Source organism: Acidovorax sp. JMULE5 (genome assembly GCF_013376875.1).
Lineage (GTDB): Bacteria > Pseudomonadota > Gammaproteobacteria > Burkholderiales > Burkholderiaceae_C > Acidovorax > Acidovorax facilis.
This window is the reverse complement of sequence record NZ_CP035951.1, coordinates 2412302-2430000: the sequence shown is the minus strand read 5'-3', so window position 1 is coordinate 2430000 and position 17699 is coordinate 2412302. Positions and strand designations below refer to the sequence as shown.

Annotated in this window: 12 protein-coding genes and 2 rRNA genes (1 of these 14 cut by a window edge); 6 read left to right on the top strand and 8 right to left on the bottom strand. The window is 65.1% G+C overall.

Annotation, left to right across the window (positions count from 1 at the left end):
* The 3 genes from EXV95_RS10900 to cutA form a co-directional block, all read left to right on the top strand.
* Positions 1 to 2234: ribosomal RNA gene (locus EXV95_RS10900) — 23S ribosomal RNA — on the top strand; it begins 645 nt to the left of the window's first position.
* Between the two features lie 154 nt (positions 2235 to 2388).
* A 5S ribosomal RNA gene (gene rrf / locus EXV95_RS10895) occupies positions 2389 to 2501 on the top strand.
* Positions 2502 to 3490: 989 nt separating this feature from the next.
* The gene (gene cutA / locus EXV95_RS10890; RefSeq protein ID WP_176886824.1) at positions 3491 to 3838 is read left to right on the top strand and encodes a divalent-cation tolerance protein CutA; all 348 of its coding nucleotides are present in this window, start codon (positions 3491 to 3493) and stop codon (positions 3836 to 3838) included.
* 70 nt (positions 3839 to 3908) lie between these two features.
* On the opposite strand, the gene EXV95_RS10885 is transcribed toward cutA, so the two are convergent.
* The 3 genes from EXV95_RS10885 to ftsY form a co-directional block, all read right to left on the bottom strand.
* Complete coding sequence (locus EXV95_RS10885; RefSeq protein WP_176886823.1) at positions 3909 to 4973, bottom strand: hypothetical protein; 1065 nt, start codon at positions 4971 to 4973, stop codon at positions 3909 to 3911.
* A 112-nt stretch (positions 4974 to 5085) separates the two neighbouring features.
* Positions 5086 to 7755: an EAL domain-containing protein gene (locus EXV95_RS10880; protein WP_176886822.1), complete on the bottom strand. Its 2670-nt coding sequence runs from the start codon at positions 7753 to 7755 to the stop codon at positions 5086 to 5088.
* A 133-nt stretch (positions 7756 to 7888) separates the two neighbouring features.
* Entirely contained in the window at positions 7889 to 9265 is a 1377-nt protein-coding gene (gene ftsY, locus EXV95_RS10875; protein ID WP_176886821.1) for a signal recognition particle-docking protein FtsY, read from the bottom strand.
* 27 nt (positions 9266 to 9292) lie between these two features.
* Between ftsY and EXV95_RS10870 the strand changes: the two genes are divergently transcribed.
* From EXV95_RS10870 to rsmD, 3 genes are read left to right on the top strand one after another with little or no spacing between them, the layout of a single operon-like run.
* Positions 9293 to 10738, top strand: a complete 1446-nt coding sequence (locus tag EXV95_RS10870) for a pitrilysin family protein (RefSeq protein WP_176886820.1) — start codon at positions 9293 to 9295, stop codon at positions 10736 to 10738.
* Between the two features lie 21 nt (positions 10739 to 10759).
* Positions 10760 to 12115, top strand: a complete 1356-nt coding sequence (locus EXV95_RS10865; RefSeq protein ID WP_176886819.1) for a pitrilysin family protein — start codon at positions 10760 to 10762, stop codon at positions 12113 to 12115.
* Positions 12112 to 12804 carry a 16S rRNA (guanine(966)-N(2))-methyltransferase RsmD gene (gene rsmD / locus EXV95_RS10860; RefSeq protein ID WP_176886818.1) on the top strand — a complete coding sequence of 231 codons (693 nt, stop codon included), beginning with the start codon at positions 12112 to 12114 and terminating at the stop codon, positions 12802 to 12804. Before EXV95_RS10865 ends, rsmD begins: the two co-directional genes overlap by 4 nt.
* A gap of 27 nt (positions 12805 to 12831) precedes the next feature.
* On the opposite strand, the gene EXV95_RS10855 is transcribed toward rsmD, so the two are convergent.
* The 5 genes from EXV95_RS10855 to EXV95_RS10835 are packed head-to-tail and all read right to left on the bottom strand — an operon-like array spanning position 12832 to position 17598.
* Positions 12832 to 14559, bottom strand: coding sequence for a DUF4832 domain-containing protein (locus EXV95_RS10855; RefSeq protein WP_176886817.1), 1728 nt, complete (start codon positions 14557 to 14559; stop codon positions 12832 to 12834).
* A 57-nt stretch (positions 14560 to 14616) separates the two neighbouring features.
* Positions 14617 to 15030, bottom strand: coding sequence for a hypothetical protein (locus EXV95_RS10850; protein WP_176886816.1), 414 nt, complete (start codon positions 15028 to 15030; stop codon positions 14617 to 14619).
* On the bottom strand, positions 15030 to 15500 hold the full coding sequence (locus EXV95_RS10845; protein WP_176886815.1) for a lysozyme inhibitor LprI family protein: 471 nt from the start codon (positions 15498 to 15500) through the stop codon (positions 15030 to 15032). The genes EXV95_RS10850 and EXV95_RS10845 overlap by 1 nt, the downstream gene beginning before the upstream one ends.
* Positions 15501 to 15551: 51 nt before the next feature.
* Complete coding sequence (locus EXV95_RS10840) at positions 15552 to 15872, bottom strand: hypothetical protein (RefSeq protein ID WP_176886814.1); 321 nt, start codon at positions 15870 to 15872, stop codon at positions 15552 to 15554.
* Positions 15873 to 15888: 16 nt separating this feature from the next.
* Positions 15889 to 17598, bottom strand: a complete 1710-nt coding sequence (locus EXV95_RS10835; RefSeq protein WP_176886813.1) for a YgcG family protein — start codon at positions 17596 to 17598, stop codon at positions 15889 to 15891.
* Positions 17599 to 17699 lie beyond the last annotated feature (101 nt).

The following is a 17699-nucleotide window of genomic DNA, read 5'->3' as shown; positions in this document are numbered from 1 at the left end:
ATCAGTCGCTGGGTGTAGACCCGAAACCAAGTGATCTATCCATGGCCAGGATGAAGGTGCCGTAACAGGTACTGGAGGTCCGAACCGACTAGTGTTGCAAAACTAGCGGATGAGCTGTGGATAGGGGTGAAAGGCTAAACAAACTTGGAAATAGCTGGTTCTCTCCGAAAACTATTTAGGTAGTGCCTCAAGTATTACCGTCGGGGGTAGAGCACTGTTTAGGCTAGGGGGTCATGGCGACTTACCAAACCTATGCAAACTCCGAATACCGACGAGTACAGCTTGGGAGACAGAGCACCGGGTGCTAACGTCCGGACTCAAGAGGGAAACAACCCAGACCGCCAGCTAAGGTCCCTAAAATTGGCTAAGTGGGAAACGAAGTGGGAAGGCTAAAACAGTCAGGATGTTGGCTTAGAAGCAGCCATCATTTAAAGAAAGCGTAATAGCTCACTGATCGAGTCGTCCTGCGCGGAAGATGTAACGGGGCTAAGCCAGTTACCGAAGCTGCGGATGTGCAATTTATTGCACGTGGTAGGAGAGCGTTCTGTAGGCCTGTGAAGGTGTCTGGTAACGGATGCTGGAGGTATCAGAAGTGCGAATGCTGACATGAGTAGCGTTAAAGGGGGTGAAAAGCCCCCTCGCCGTAAGCGCAAGGTTTTCTACGCAACGTTCATCGGCGTAGAGTGAGTCGGCCCCTAAGGCGAGGCAGAGATGCGTAGCTGATGGGAAACAGGTCAATATTCCTGTACCGATCAATAGTGCGATGTGGGGACGGAGAAGGTTAGCTCAGCCAACTGTTGGATATGTTGGTTCAAGCCTGTAGTCGTGCCTGGTAGGCAAATCCGCCGGGCTTAGATGAGGGGTGATAACGAGTCTGCTTGCAGACGAAGTGAGTGATACCCTGCTTCCAGGAAAAGCCACTAAGCTTCAGCTATTGACGACCGTACCGCAAACCGACACTGGTGCGCGAGATGAGTATTCTAAGGCGCTTGAGAGAACTCAGGAGAAGGAACTCGGCAAATTGATACCGTAACTTCGGGAGAAGGTATGCCCCAAGTAGGTGAACCTGTACAAGGCGAGCCCAACGGGGTTGCAAAAAATCGGTGGCTGCGACTGTTTAATAAAAACACAGCACTCTGCAAACACGAAAGTGGACGTATAGGGTGTGACGCCTGCCCGGTGCTGGAAGATTAAATGATGGGGTGCAAGCTCTTGATTGAAGTCCCAGTAAACGGCGGCCGTAACTATAACGGTCCTAAGGTAGCGAAATTCCTTGTCGGGTAAGTTCCGACCTGCACGAATGGCGTAACGATGGCCACACTGTCTCCTCCTGAGACTCAGCGAAGTTGAAATGTTTGTGATGATGCAATCTCCCCGCGGAAAGACGGAAAGACCCCATGAACCTTTACTGTAGCTTTGTATTGGACTTTGAACAGATCTGTGTAGGATAGGTGGGAGGCTTTGAAGTGAGGTCGCTAGATCTCATGGAGCCAACGTTGAAATACCACCCTGGTGTGTTTGAGGTTCTAACCTAGGTCCATTATCTGGATCGGGGACAGTGCATGGTAGGCAGTTTGACTGGGGCGGTCTCCTCCCAAAGCGTAACGGAGGAGTTCGAAGGTACGCTAGTTACGGTCGGACATCGTGACGATAGTGCAATGGCATAAGCGTGCTTAACTGCGAGACTGACAAGTCGAGCAGATGCGAAAGCAGGACATAGTGATCCGGTGGTTCTGTATGGAAGGGCCATCGCTCAACGGATAAAAGGTACTCTGGGGATAACAGGCTGATACCGCCCAAGAGTTCATATCGACGGCGGTGTTTGGCACCTCGATGTCGGCTCATCTCATCCTGGGGCTGTAGCCGGTCCCAAGGGTATGGCTGTTCGCCATTTAAAGAGGTACGTGAGCTGGGTTTAAAACGTCGTGAGACAGTTTGGTCCCTATCTTCCGTGGGCGCTGCAGATTTGAGGAAGCCTGCTCCTAGTACGAGAGGACCGGAGTGGACACACCTCTGGTGTATCGGTTGTCACGCCAGTGGCATTGCCGAGTAGCTAAGTGTGGAAGAGATAACCGCTGAAAGCATCTAAGCGGGAAACTCGTTTCAAGATGAGATCTGCCGGGGCCTTGAGCCCCCTAAAGAGTCGTTCAAGACCAGGACGTTGATAGGTCAGGTGTGGAAGCGCAGTAATGCGTTAAGCTAACTGATACTAATTGCTCGTGCGGCTTGACCCTATAACTTTGATAGCCAATATGCAAACTGTAAGGAATGTGTGAAAAGCTCAAAGATTGTTATGCCAAGTTGACGCAGTCAAAAGACACAAAAATCTGATTCCAAACTCTATGAATTCGCCGAGCTGTTCCTCGAACAGCTCAGCACCCAGTTATGCCTGATGACCATAGCAAGTTGGTACCACTCCTTCCCATCCCGAACAGGACAGTGAAACGACTTTGCGCCGATGATAGTGCGGGTTCCCGTGTGAAAGTAGGTCATCGTCAGGCTCTTACAGCCCAAAAAACCCCAGTCATATTTGACTGGGGTTTTTTGCTTTGGGAGTACGAGATTCTTTGGAGCTGTGACACTCACAGTGTCCGCCTGGGCTCAGAGAGGCAACCGCCGACCTTGCTCGAACACCAGCAGTTCTCCCTTGCCAAATGCTGTCCTGAATCGCCCCAGTTTTGAACTGACCCCCAGAAGTTGGACGGCTGCCTTGCGGCCAACTAGGTGGTGTTTCTCAGCCGGTATTTGCGCAGCGGCGAGATGGAGGGGGTCGAAGGGGTCATGATCGCGCTCCTGTCCAAGAACGAGGCCGATTGTCTCGCTCGCCAACATAGACAGGTGCGCGATGTTTACTTGGCGTCAGGGCCTTCGCGGCGGCCTACCGCGCGAGCGGTTTAGTCCATCGTCCATTTGCGGCCGAAGCGGTCGCTCAGTCCAGCCCCTGAGGATGACTCAGATCAGCCTGAAGCCGCCGCAAGGCCAAATCGAAGGCCTTTGCGGCAAGCGTTTAAGCACAGTGCAGAGTGGAAAAATCCTGTGCGGAAGGCGCAACGAATTGACCTGCACGAAAAATACAAGACTCAGTGAAGACCGATCGGAAAAGTACAACACTGAGGGAATAAAAAGTACAAAGGTATGCACCCCGTGTCGTTCTAAGCGGTTGATTTCTCAAATTCGGTAGTACAACGCTCAGTGCACATCGACAGTCGCCTGGGCCATCGGCCCAGGAATCAGAAGGCGCTATGGCTGGATGGTTGTGCTAAGCCATTGATTCAAAGGGGAATTTGATGGTTGCAGAGGCCGCGGCGAATCCAATATCTCGTTGTCAGAGCGTGTTCCCGGTACGGGGTTCCAGCCCTTTGCAGCCAAGTTTTTTGCGATTGTTGCGACAAATAGAACAGTCTTTTCATGATCCAGCGGTTTTCGCGCCGCTGGCATTGCATCCCCCGCTATGGCAGACTGCACCGCCCAACGCCTTCGGGAGACGCGCATGACTGAGCCGACCGCACTTTGCGACATTCTCGTTGTCACTACCACGGTGGCCACCGAAGCGGAAGCGCGGCGGCTGGCGCAACTGGTGTTGCAGGCGCGGCTGGCGGCCTGTGTGCAGGTGGAGCCCATCACGGCCTACTTCCGTTGGCAGGGCGCGTTGCAGGAGGACCGCGAGCTCCGGCTGGTGTGCAAGACCGTCCCGCGTGCGCTGCACCCGCTGCTGGCGCTGCTGCGGGCGCAGCATCCCTATGCGCTGCCGCAGCTGGTGACGCAGGCGCTGCAGGGGTCCGCGGAATATGCCGACTGGGTGGACGCGCAGGTGGCCCACGCTACGGTGCTGGCCTGAAGTTTGGGCATTCCCCAGTTTGCCGACGTCTCGGCCGCTGGTACGGGTCGCTCAAACTCTTGGATCGCGATCACACGCTCAGGTCGATCTGCTGCACCGTGCCCGCGCTGCCGTTTTCTCGCAGGTAGATGCTGGTGGAGCGCACGGCGCCCAGGCTGTGGTTGTCCGCCGTGCGCAGGGCGAAGGGCGTTGCCTGGGCGGTGAGTTGCACCGCGCCCACGCCCAGTTCCTCCAGGGTCTGCAGGCTACCGCTGCCATCTGGATTCGGGGTCCACACGCGCAGCTGATGGAAGACCGGGTCGGCCTCATCGATCCAGCCATTGCCGTCGCTGTCATGCCGGGCCAGTTCTGTAAAGCCGTTGCCCGTGTCCGGGCCGAAGAGTTCCAGGCCGCTGTCGATGCGCGCGTTCTGGTTGGTGTCCAGCGCCAGATAACCCCGGTTGCCAGCGAGCAAGGGCACTTGTTCGGTCTGCCCGTCGCCGTCCAGGTCGAAGGCAAAGCGCAGGTCCTGCAATTGGGCGGCGGTGCCGTCGAAGTTGATGACCAGCGGGTCCACCGCCACGGCGTCGCCCAGCCGCAGGCTCACGGAGGATTCCTCGCGGTAGCTGCGTTGCATATCCAGCTGCAGCGTGAACCGGATTTCCCGGCCATCGGCGGTGCGCACAGTGCCCGCTGCAGCGAACTGGGTGCGCTCGGTTTCTTCCAGCACTTCGCGCTGCTCATAGATCAGGCCAAAGCCCGCGCGCTGGCGCGGGGCTGCGGCCGTGCTGTTCGTTGGGGCCAAGGGGGACGGGGGAGCGGCGGGCGCGTCGGTCGACTGCGGCCCGGCATAGACGCGGACCAGCACCCCGGTCATGCGTTCGATCAGATCGCGGATCATGGCGAGCTGGGGCGTCAGGCCCTCGTCGCGGGCGCGCTCTGGCAGAGGCTCGACCGAGGTGGTGGCCCCATGGGGTGCATGGGCGGCCTGGGCCAGGCGGGCAGCGGTGGAGATTTGCAGCGGCGGTGCCTGGCGGGCGAGGGGCGTGCTGGCGGGGCGGTCGCCCACCCACATTTCCAGGCGGCTTGTCTGGCTGTGCATGCGCGTGGCGACATGCTGGGACTGCATCTGCAGGGTGGACGACTCGATTCTCATGGGGCACCTCCATGGTTTCCACGGAGGTCCGGCGCGGTGCGGGCTGGCGTGGCCCCTGGTTATCGGCACTTCTGTGCGGTACCTTGAATGCAATCCCGACACCGGCCCAAGGTCAGTCGGAGGTGCCTTCCGGGCCCAGCATCTCCCGCGCGACCCGTTCAAAGTCTTCCAGCGCCATCGGCCTGCCAAACAGATAGCCCTGAAACGCCTTGCAGCCGTGCGCCAGCAGAAACTGGTGGTGCGCTGCCGTTTCGACCCCCTCGGCGATCACGTCCAGACCCAGGCTGCCGGCCAGCGCGATGATGGAGCGTGCTATGGCTGCGTCGCTTGGGTCCAGCAGCACGTCGCGTACAAAACCCTGGTCGATCTTGATCTGGTCCAGCGGCAGGCGCTTGAGGTAGCTCAAGGACGAATAGCCGGTGCCAAAGTCATCCAGCGAAAAGCCCAGGCCCTGGGCTTTGAGTGCGCGCATGGTAGCGATCACGCTGTCCACGTTGTCCAGCAGCAGGCTTTCGGTCAGCTCCAGCTTGATGTGCGCGGGGTCGGCGCCAGTGCGCTGCAGCAAGGCCAGCACCTGTGCCACAAAGTCTTCCTGCAGAAACTGCCGCGCGCTGACGTTGATGGCCAGGCTCAGGTGGGCCATTGCCGGGTCCAGCCGCCACCGGGCTTGTTGGCGCAGAGCGGTTTCCATCACCCAATAGCCCAAGGGCAGGATGAGGCCGGATTCTTCTGCCAGCGGGATGAACTCCGATGGCGGCACCATGCCGTGCGCGGGGTGTTGCCAGCGCACCAACGCCTCTGCGCCGGTAACCCGCCCCTGCGCGTTCACCTGGGGCTGGTACAGCAGCAGGAACTGCGACTGGCGCAGGCCGTTGTGCAGCTCCGTTTCCAGCAGTGCGCGGCGGTTCACCGCCTGCTGCATGTCAGGGTCAAAAAAGCGCAGGGTGTTGCGGCCCGCGTCCTTGGCGCGGTACATGGCCATGTCGGCCTGTTTGAGCACCTCGTCCACGGAGTCACGGTGCTCGCGCAGCAGCGTCACCCCGATGCTGGCTGTGAAGTGGTGTTCATGCCCGGCCAGATCGTAGGGCTGGCGCAGCTGGGCCAGGATCAGTTCGCCCAGCGTGCGCGCCTGGGCGGCGGCTTCCGGCGGGTCACTGCTCAGGTTCTGCAGCACCACCACAAACTCGTCGCCCCCCAGCCGGGCCACCGTGTCCTGCTCGCGCACGCAGCCGCGCAGGCGCAGGGCCACTTCCTTGAGCAGCAGGTCGCCCACCTCGTGGCCCCGGGTGTCGTTCAGGGTCTTGAAGTTGTCCAGGTCCACAAACAGCACCGCTGTGGTCAAGCCCGAGCGCGCCCCGCTGGCCAGCACCTGCTGCAGACGGTCTACCAGCAGGCGCCGGTTGGGCAGCTGGGTGAGGGCGTCGTAGAAGGCCAGGTAACGGGCCTCGTCCTCGGCCGCCTTGCGGCCCGAGATGTCGATGTCGATACAGAACATCTCCGGCGGGTGGCCCGGCACCTGGATGTAGGCATGGCTGGAGAAGACATGCACGGGCGTACCGTCCTTGCGCTGCAGCTGCAGCTCGCCGGCGGGAATCGCCTCGGCCGTGGCGAACATGTGGCGTACGTGTTCACGCACGGCGCCACGCATGGGGGGCGGAATGATGAGGTCGAGCAGGTTGCTGCCCAGTGCCTCCTCGGCCGTGTAGCCATACAGCTCCTCGGACGCCTGGTTCCAGTAGCTCGTGGTGCCATCTTCCAGATAGCCTTGCACCGAGATGGACGGGATATTGCGCAGCAGCGAGCGAAAGCGAAGCTCTGACTCGCGCAGCGCACTTTCGGCGCGCTTGCGTTGGGTGATGTCCCGTGCCAGGAAGACCACGGCCGCCTGGCCCCCCACTTTCACACCCAGGGGCTGCGCGCGCCCTTCAAATTGCCGTGTGCCCGAGAGTGTCTGCATCTCGTATTCCACGCTCTGCGTCTGGCCCGACAGCAAGGTGCTGCGGATCAGTTCCACAAATCTGTCGGCCTGCTCTGCGGGCAGCACATCATGCATCCGCTTGCCCAAAAGTTGGGCTGGGTTGGCGGCCAGCGGTGCGTCGTCGGGCGATAGCACTTCCACATAGCGCCCCTGGGCATCCAACACCAGCAGCACGTCGGGAATGGCCTGCGCAATGGCCCGCAGCCGGGCGGCCGTGCCGTGCAGTGCGCGTTCGGTGGCCAGGCGCTCTTCCACGTCGTGCAGCAGCAGGCCCAGCGCCACCGTGGCGGGTGTGAAGGTCAGCAGAAAGGGCAGGGCCAGGGTCTGGTTGACGCGCTGAACCACTTCGGTCGGCAGCAGCTGGAACACCGCCAGCACGGCGGTGTGCAACAGCAGCCCGAACAGCGCCAGCGTCACGGGTTCCACCCCCAGGCGCCCACGCGCCCGGCCCTCGCGGTAGACCAGGCCCAGTGCGGTGCACAGTGCGATCACCATCAAGCCCACCTCCGCCCCCGCGCCGCCCAGCCACAGGCGGCCGGTGGCGGCCATGGCGGCGGCGATGCAGGCCACCAGCGGGCCGCCAAACAGACCTGCCATGCTCAGCACCACCGAGCGGGCGTCAAAGATCACCCCTGGCATCAGCACCACCGGTGTGAGCATGCCCACCACGCAGATGGAGCCAAAAAGAATGCCCGAGAACACCTGCCCGGTGCGCGGATGCTGGCGCCAGACGCGGATGTTGAACCCATGCAGAAAGCACAGCGCCAACAGCAGGGCAACACCTTTGACCAGCTCAATGAACATGGGCCTCCGTGCCTTTCCAGGGGGAAGCCCATCATGGGGGAATTGCCGCAGTTCGTAAACGTGAAAATGGCCCCGGAAGGGGCCATGGATCACGCTGACGGGGGGTGGGGGCGGCCCGGACCGCCGGGCTGCATCAGGTCAGCAGTGCCTGCGCGAACTCGCGCGCGTTAAAGGTTTCCAGGTCTTCGAGCTTTTCGCCCACGCCGATGAAATACACCGGAATCGGGCGCTCCTGCGCGATGGCGGCCAGCACACCGCCCTTGGCCGTGCCATCGAGCTTGGTCACGATGAGGCCTGTGAGCTGCAACGCATCGTCAAACGCCCGCACCTGGGCCAGGGCGTTCTGGCCAGTGTTGCCGTCGATCACCAGCAGCACCTCGTGGGGCGCTGTGGCGTCTGCCTTGGTCACCACGCGGCGGATCTTCTTCAGCTCTTCCATCAGGTGCAGCTGCGTGGGCAGTCGGCCAGCAGTGTCCACCAGCACCACATCCTTGCCGCGCGCCTTGCCGGCCGTGACGGCGTCAAAGCTCACGGCGGCGGGGTCGCCGCCTTCCTGGCTCACGATTTCGACCGTGTTGCGGTCGGCCCAGACACCGAGCTGCTCGCGCGCTGCCGCTCGGAAGGTGTCGGCCGCCGCCAGCAGCACGGCCGCCCCTTCACCTGCCAGGTGTTTGGTGAGTTTGCCAATCGACGTGGTCTTGCCCGCGCCGTTGACGCCCGCCACCATGATCACCGTGGGTGTGTGTTCGCCGATGACCAGGGCTTTTTCGAGCGGGCGCAGCAGGTCTGTCAGTGCGTCGGCCAGCAAACCCTTGACAGCGGCGGGGTCGGTGGCCTTGGCCTCCTTCACGCGGCGCTTGAGGTCGGCCAGCAGGTGGGTGGTGGCCTTGACACCGGTGTCGGCCATCAGCAGGGCCTCTTCCAGCTCTTCATACAGCGCATCGTCGATCTGCGTGCCGGTGAACACCGTGGTGATGCTGCTGCCGGTTTTGCGCAGGCCGGCCTTGAGGCGATCCAGCCAGCCCTTGCGTTCCGTGGGGGCGGCTGCCGGTGCAGAAGCGGGCGCTGGGGCGGCGATGGTGGGGGCTGCCACCGGCACGGGTGCCGCAGGAGTTGCCTGAACCGGGGCTGCCACCGGCACAGGTGTGGGAACGGGTGTGGCCGGGGGCGCTGCGGCGGGCACTGGCGCAGGCGGTGGGGCTGGCGCTGTTACGGGCGCGGGAGGCGGAGCAGCCTCGGGCGCCTTGGGGGCAAACGGGTTGCGCAGCCAGCCAAACGCTGCCGGTGCTGCAGCCGGGGCCTCGACCGGCGGTGGCGCGGGCACGGGCGCTGGGGCGGGCGAAGGGGCCGGAGACGGCGGCTGCGCCGCCGCAGCTGTCGCCGCTGGCACGACCGGGGTGTGGGGGGCGGCAGGCGCCGGAGCACCGTGCGAAACGGCCGGGGAGGGCGCATCGGACGGTGCAGGCGTCGATGGCGGAGCGGCGGGCTTTTTCTTGAAAAAACTGAACATTGGAGGGTTCTTAGAATCATCCATTCTATGAAACGTGCTTTCACCCTACTGGGCCTGCTGGCCTGCCTCTCGTCCGGGGCTGCCTTTGCGGCAACGCCTCCCGCCTCTCAACCCCCCGCTGCGCCTTCCACCACGCCGTCCGCCACGGCCTCTGGCGCGCAGCAGTTCACGCTCAAGAACGGCATGCAGCTCATCGTGCAGCCCGACCGGCGTGCCCCCACTGCGGTGCACATGGTGTGGGTGCGCGTGGGCTCCATGGACGAGGTGGACGGCACCACGGGTGTGGCCCATGTGCTGGAGCACATGATGTTCAAGGGCACCAAGACGTTGCCGCCGGGCGAGTTCTCGCGGCGTGTGGCGGCTTTGGGCGGGCGCGAAAACGCATTCACCAGCCGCGACTACACGGGCTACTACCAGCAGATCCCGTCCAACCGGCTTGAAGATGTGATGAAGCTCGAATCCGACCGGTTTGCCAACAACCGCTGGCCGGATGACGAGTTCAAGAAGGAGCTGGAGGTCGTCAAGGAAGAGCGCCGCCTGCGCACCGAAGACCAGCCACGCGCCATGCTGGCCGAGCAGCTGTTTGCCGCCACCTTCACCGCATCGCCCTACCGCCGCCCGATCGTGGGCTGGATGAGCGACCTGGATGCCATGACACCGAATGATGCGCGCGCCTTCTACCGCCAGTGGTACACGCCCACCAACGCCGCCGTTGTGGTGGCAGGCGATGTGGACGTGGCCCAGGTCCGCGCACTGGCCGAGAAGTATTACGGCAGCCTGCCCGCCCACGCGCTGCCCGAGCGCAAGCCCCGCACCGAGCCCGCGCAGCAGGGCCTGCGCCGCATTGCCGTCAAGGCTCCGGCCGAGCAGGCCTACGTGGCGCTGGCGTTTCGTGCGCCCAGCCTGAACCGTGTGGAGAACCTGACCGAAACCGACCGCGACGCTCTGGCGCTCATGGTGCTGTCGGCGGTGTTCAACGGCTACGACGGCGCGCGGCTCGACCGTGCGCTGACCCAGGGCGAAAACCGCGTGGCCGACAGCGCCAGCAGCGGCGCCATGGTCACGGGCCGTGGCCCCAGCCTGTTCATGCTCAGCGGTGTGCCCGCTGCAGGCAAGACGGCCCAGCAGGTGGAAGACGCCCTGCGCGCCGAGGTCACCCGCGTCGCCCGCGATGGGGTCAGCGAGGCTGAGCTGACCCGCGTGAAGACGCAGTGGATCGCCTCGACCGTGTACGAACGCGACTCGGTGATGAACCAGGCGCAGGAGCTGGGGGGCAACTGGATTCAGGGATTTCCGCTCGACGCCAACGAACGCCTTCTGGAGCTGCTGCGCACCGTGACGCCCGCCCAGGTGCAGGCCGTGGCCGCCAAATATTTTGGCGACGACCAGCTCACGGTGGCCACCTTGCTGCCCCAGCCGCTGGATTCCCCCCGCCCCCGCGCACAGCCCGCATCCGGTGCGTCCCGCCACTGAACCCGCTTTGCGCCCTATTTCATGATTACTATTAAAAACATAGCTGCTCGCGCTTTACTGATAAGCGCTGGAGCCGTTTTTTATTCAAATTCTGCCTGGGCGCTGCTGCCCATCCAGCACTGGACGGAGGGGAACGGCGCCAAGGTCTACCTGGTTGAAAGCCCGGTCATCCCCATGGTGGACGTGCAGATCGACTTTGACGCTGGCAACCGCCGCGACCCGGCGGGCCAGTCGGGCCTGGCCAGCGCTGTGGCCGCCATGGCCAGCAAGGGCGTGAAGGCCGGGCGCGACACAAGCACCGAACCCGCGCTGGACGAAAACGGCCTGGGCGAGGCCTGGGCCGACCTGGGCGCCAGTTTCGAGGTGGCCGCCGACAACGACAGGCTGCAGTATTCACTGCGCTCGCTCACCGACCCGCCGCTGCTCGACAAGGCCGCCCGTCTGGCCGCGCGCCAGATCGGCGAGCCCAGCTTTCCGGCCGACGTGTGGCCACGCGACCGCGCCCGCTGGAGCGCCAGCATCAAGGAGTCGCTGACACGCCCGGCCACTGTGGCCAACCACGCGTTTGAAGCCGCCGTGTACGGCAGCCACCCCTACGGCGTGCAGACCACTGCAGAGACGCTGGCGCGCATCAACGTGGCCGACATGCAGGCGTTTCACACCCAGCACATCGCCGCCTGCCGCGCCAAGGTCAGCATTGTGGGCGCCGTGTCGCGCACGCAGGCCCAGGCGCTGGTGGCCACGCTGCTGTCGCGCCTGCCCGCCAGCACCGGCTGTGCGTCGCTGCCGCCCGTGGGCGAGATCGCAGCGCTCGCCGCCCCCGCCGAGCAGAACATCCCCTTCACCTCGGCCCAGGCCCATGTGCTGATTGGCCAGCCGGGCTTCCAGCGGCGCGACCCGGATTTTGTGGCGCTGCTGGTGGGCAACCACATCCTGGGTGGCGGCGGTTTTGTGTCGCGCCTGACCAACGAGGTGCGTGAAAAACGCGGCCTCAGCTACAGCGTGTACAGCTACTTTGCCGCTGGCATGCATGCCGGCGCCTTCACCGTGGGCCTGCAGACGCGCCCTGACCAGGCGGCCCAGGCCGTGAAGGTCTCGCGCGACGTGATCGCACGGTTTGTGGCCGAAGGCCCCACTGAGGCCGAGTTGCGTGCCGCCAAGGACAACCTCATCGGCGGCTTTGCGCTGCGCATCGACAGCAACAAGAAGCTCCTGGGCAATGTGGCCAACATCGCCTGGAACGAGCTGCCGCTGGACTACCTGGACCAGTGGACGAAGAAGGTCGAAGCCCTTACCGTGGCCGACGTGCGCACGGCCATGGCCAAGAAGCTGCAACCCGAGCGCATGGTGACCGTGGTGGTGGGGGGCAAGCCATGAGCCGCTCGACCCTGAAAACCACCGCCATCAATGCCGAGATCCGCAAAGCCCAGGCCGCAGCGGCCACCCCACCGATTGCCGCCGGCAAAAAGGGCGCGCCCAAGGACAAGGCCGTTGCCGCAGCAGCGCCCAAGGGCGCGGGCGAAATCCGCATCATTGGCGGGCAGTGGAAGCGCACCCGCCTGCCCGTGGCCCAGCGCCCCGGCCTGCGCCCCACGCCCGACCGCGTGCGCGAAACGCTGTTCAACTGGTTGGGCCAGGACCTGACCGGCTGGCGCTGCCTGGATGCCTTTGCGGGCACGGGCGCGTTGGGGCTCGAAGCCGCGTCGCGTGGAGCGGCCGCCGTGCAGCTGGTGGAAAGCGATGCCGCCCTGGTGGCCCAGCTGCACACCCTGCAGCAGCGCCTTTCGGCCACGGCCGTGCGCGTGCAGCGTGGCGACGGGATTGCCGCCCTCAAACAGGCGGCGCCCGCCAGCATCGACCTGGTGCTGCTGGACCCGCCGTTTGACAGCGACCTGTTCGCCGCCGCCCTGCAGGCCGCCGCCAAGGCTGTGGCCGCCCAGGGCTTTGTCTACCTCGAAGCGCCCCGCGCCTGGACGGACGAGGAGCTGGCTGCGAGTGGCCTGGTGCTGTACCGCCACCTCAAGGCCGGCGCCGTGCACGCGCACCTGCTTCAGCGCAGCGCCTGAAGCGCAGGGCCGCAGACCCCCAGCGTCCTACCTTTTCAACGTCGCCAGCCGGGCGCTGCCGTCGGCTTCGATGCCCGCCATGTTCCAGCGCAGCGTCTGCGGCAGCCCCGCCAGCGTGGGCTGGCGCACCCAGGCCAGGTGCACCGTGTAGCTGCCCGCAGGTGGGCTCGGCAAGGTCCAGGTGGCGTTGATCTGCGCGGGCACACCCGGAAGAATGGCACGCGCCTGGGCGGTGCTCAGCAGTTCCCGGCTGGCCACCACCTGGCCGGTGCCATCGCGCAGCTGAGCCTGCAGTTGCCAAGGGGTGTAGAGCGGTGCGTTACCCGTGTTGTCCACGCGCACCTGCACCTGCACCGTGCTGGGCGTGGGGGCCGTGACCGTGATCGGCCCCAGCGCAAAGCGGTAGCCCGCCTCGCGCCCCACGGCCGCCAGGTGGGCCTGTTCGGTGCCCGTAAAGCTGGACCACGGCGCGTTCAGGTTGCCATTGCCCACGGTGGAGACATGGAAGTCGCGCACCTGCTGCAGCGCGGTGGCGGCGTTGGTCTTTGACTCGCCGGGGCCGAAGGGGCAGAACTCCGCGATCCAGGGGGCGGTCTTCCAGCGGTCCGAGATCTGTGCCCAGTCGCTCGGGCGGTCGGTCCACTGCTTCATGAAGCCGTCCTGCGCCAGGCAGTCCCAGCGCAGGCCCACCGGTAGCGTGGTGGTGGTCTGCTGGAAGAACGCGTACTGCAGCGTGTCCAGGTTGGCATGCGGGATGAACATTGCATGCTGCGCATCCGGGAACCTCTCGAAATGCATCTGCGCAATGCTGCGCTTGGTGGGGTTGGAGGCCGGGGTGATGCCTTGGGTTTCCAGGGCCGGCGTGTAGACCACGTTGGTGGTGTTCATGGCCCACTCGCCGTACTGTCCGTACAGGCCCACGTCGATCCAGGCCAGGTCCGACGTGTCGCCCAGCGCGGCGGCCACGGCCTGCAGCAGGGCCTGCATGCGCTCCAGCACATAGGGGTGGTTCCAGTTGGGCACCAGCGTGGGAGGCAATGCGGGCGCGGGCGGGGTGGGGGCGGGCATCGGGGCCGCCCACACACAGGCGGGGTTGGGTGCCGAGCATTGCGGCTGCGCCGTGCCCGCACCGTGCAGGTAGGTGGGCACGTCCAGCGTGTTGGTGCCGTAGCCGCGCATGGCCTGGATGCGAAACGCAAACTGCCGCCCAGCGGCCCGGGCGGCATCGCGCGCGGCCACCAGGTTGCCGAGGGTGTATTGGCCGGGTGTGTTGCGTTCCAGGTCTTTCCAGAGGTAGCGCTGGTAGGCGGCCTGGGGTGGTGCCGATTGTGCGAGCGGCACGTCACCCGGGTCCGAGCGCCACTGGTAGTAGCCCCGGCCGGGGTTGGGGGTCAGGTCGCTGGCGATGGCCAGGGGCGCGAGCAGGGAGTTCACTGAAACCACGCTCCATCCCGCGCTGGGCGGCGGGGGCGCAGGAGGTGGCGGCGGCGGTGGTACCGAGGGTGGCTGCGACGGCGGCGGCGATGGGGGTGGTGCAGACGGGGGCTGCACCGGCGGTGCTGTGGGGGCCGGCGGGGGCGGTGGTGGGGGTTCCGGCGTGGGCCCTGGTGCGGGCGCCGTGCCTGGGGCTGGCGTGGGAGTGGGAGTAGGTGCCTCGTTGGCGTCCCCGCCGCCACAGGCCGCCGCAAACAGGGCGGCCGCCAGGGCCGTGAGCCGTGCCATGCGGACGGGGTGCAAGGTGCTGAAGGTGTTCATGGACGCCATTTTTTGAATGAAATTGGGCTCTAGCGCTTATCTGATAAGCGGTAGCAGCTATTGTTTTTGATGTGATCTGTCCGGCGCGGTGGTCTCGGCTTCCGGTATCACCGTCAACCGCAATGCATCTCCCTCCAGCGTGTAGGCGAAGGTGTAGCGGCCCGGCTCCAGGGTGGCGCGGCCTTGTGGGAAGGAGGTGTCGGTCACGTCGGTGAGCTGGCGCTGGGCCAGCTGGATGCGCGTCTTGCGGTAGTGCGCCAGCGTGGCCGGAACGGCGTGCCATCGGCTGGTCTGGCCGGGTCGCAAGGGGCCCAGGTCCACATCGCTGCGGGTGCGCGGCAGGCCTTGCCAGACATGCTCGAACACCTCCTGGCTGTTGTTGCGCACGCGCAGCCACACCGTGGGGTGGTCCTGCGCGTGGGCCAGTCCGGGTGCCAGCACAGGCAGCAGCCGCAGGAGTGTGCGACGCATCATTCCGAATCCTTCAGGCTTTGCAGGTCCCTGCTCAGGTCGCACACCCGCGCGCGTCGGCGCTCCAGCGCGGCACCGGCGATGTTGAGCGCGGCCGATGTGCCCTGGTCGGCGTGCAGCATGGCGTCCCACTGGCCCTGCGCAGTGTCGAACGCCAGCCATGCGCGCTGCGCCGCACGCAGGGCGTCACGCCGTGCGGGGCCAGCGGCCTTGAGGGCCTGGGCGTAGACGCGGTTGAGCTCCTTGTCCCACGCGGCGTAGGCGGCCGACTGCGCGTCACGCAGGTCCACCGTCACGCCCCCGCTGCGTTCGGCGGCTGCAGCCAGGGCCTTGTCGATGGGGTGGGCAGAGGTCTGGCCGCAGAAGTGTTCGGCGGCGTGGGCTGTGTGTGTCCCGGCGGCCAGCAGGGTGAGTGCGGCCAGCAGTGCAAGGGTGGTGTTGTACCAGGGCTGGTGCAGGGGATGTTGCATGGGAGGCCTTCTTTCTGGCGTTCTTCTCTCTTCAGGGGGAGTGCAGGAAGCTCATGCGCCCACCCACAGGAGCGCTGCCAGGGTGGACAGCAGCGCGAGCACGGTGAAAGCGACTACCGCGCCACCGCTGGCCGCTGCCACGCTGACCGCGGTGGACCAGCCGCGCGCCTGGCCCCAGTGGGCAAGGTGGCGAGCAAGCCCCAGCGCGGCGAGCCAGCCCAGCACCAGCAGCACGGCCAGGGCGCCCAGCAGCTTTCCGCCCTGGGTGGAATTCATCCCGTTGCTGCCGAGCAGTGCCGTAAACATGAAAAACAGCGCGGGCAGCAGATTGGCAGCGCCCGCCAGGAGCATGGTGAGGGTCGTGGCTGGCATGCGGTGGGCCTGCTGCTTACTCCGTGACGGCGTAGCTCAGCACATCCAGCGACTGCGTGTGCTGGGGGTTGCCCGAGATCCAGTCCGCACGGGCGATCACCGTGTACACCCTGCCCTGTTCCAGCTTGCCGCCAGGTTGCAGGGCGGCGGTGCGCGGGTCTACGTAGAGCATGGCCGTGAACCCTTCGGCGCTGCGAAGCAGCACGGCCTGCTTGCCGTTTTTCACCTTGATATCGCTCACCCAGGCCGCCTTGTTGCCGGTGGGCGGGTTCAGGCTCTCCACGGTACCCGACAGGCGCACGATCTTGCGCCAGACCTTGCTGTCCTTCGGGTTGGTGACCTTGCCGCTTTCTGCGGCATCGGCCTTCTGAATGTCGCCCAGCGACTGGTAGGCGATGGTCCAGTCCGCGTGGCTGGTATCGCGGCGCAGGTGGTCGGCGGCGAGCATCAGGGTTTCCGTCCAGCCCCCGCAGGCGTTCTTCTTTTTGCACAGCGGCCAGGCGGTGCTGATCCAGCGCTTGAGCTGCTCGGCCTTGTCCTGGTGGCCGTCCATCTCCAGCGCCACGCCCGCGCCCAGCACGGCGGCGGCCTGGTTCTGCTCGGGCGCCACCACCAGCACGGCGCCGTTGCCCACATCGAGCTTGCCTACGCGCAGCTGGCGCATCATGGCGTGGGCATATTCATTGGCGCTCTTGCCGCCCAGGTCTTTCACCAGCAGGGTGACGATCTCCACGCCCGTTTTCTGCGCGTGCTCGTACATCTGCTTTTCAAACTGAGCACGGATGGCCGGGTCCAGGATGCCGAACTCGTCGTAGATGAACTGGGTGCCCTTGGACGGGATGGCGGCCGCGTCTGCCTTGGGCAGGGTTTCGGCCGCGGCGGCCAGGGCTGGGGCGGGCGTCTTGGCCGAGGGGACCGCCGGTGCTGCCGTGGGCGCCGGGGCCTTGGCCACCGTGGTAGCCGGTGCCGGGGCGGGTGATGCGGCAGCGGGTGCCGGTGCAGCGGGGGCAGCCGCTGCGGTGCGCACCGGCAATCCGCCAGAGCACTGCGGCCCGCCGCCTTGCAGCTCGCAGGCTTCTGTCCAGCCGCTGGCAATGGCGGCCAGGCGCTTCTTGCGGCCCGGGTGGGTTTCGCCGTCCTTCTCGGGGATCAGCGTGGCAATGGCGCGCTGGGCGTCGGCCAGCGGCGCGCCCATCTTGTAGAGCACAAAGCCGCTGAACTTGTCCGACTCCAGCTCGATGGGTGGCTGGCTGCCGCCGGGCACGATGGTGTGGCCCGAGAGGTGGTGCCCGATCTCGTGGGCCATGATGCTCACAGGCGCCCAGTTGTTGGATTTGGTGGCCTGAATGACTTCGCCCATGAAGGCCGGGTTGTAGGCAATCACGCGGCGCGGCACCTTGTCAGGCCCCTGCATGATCACCGCCGCCGCATTGGGCACCTTGCCCTCCACCACCACAAAGTTGGCGGGCAGGCCGGTGTATTTCATGATCTCGGCCACCACCTGTTTGCCGGTGCCGCCGCCCTTGGACAGGTCGGGTGGCGAGAAGGCCAGCGGGCTGCCGTCGTACGAGCAGGCCTGCAGCGTAGCGGCCAGTTCGGCCGCCAGCTGGGCCTTGCTGGGCTTGGCCACGGCAGCCGTCTTTTGCGCCATGGCCAGGCCGCCCACGGCCAGGCCCAGCATGGTGGCGCAGGCGAAGGCGACAGGGCGAACAATGCGGTGTTTCATGGGGATGGGTTCCTTGGGTTGGGATCAGTGAATGCGGTGGCCGGTTGCGCTGCGTGTTGCGCGCAGCCGTCGATACTGTCGCGCCCCAAGCCAGGGCGGCC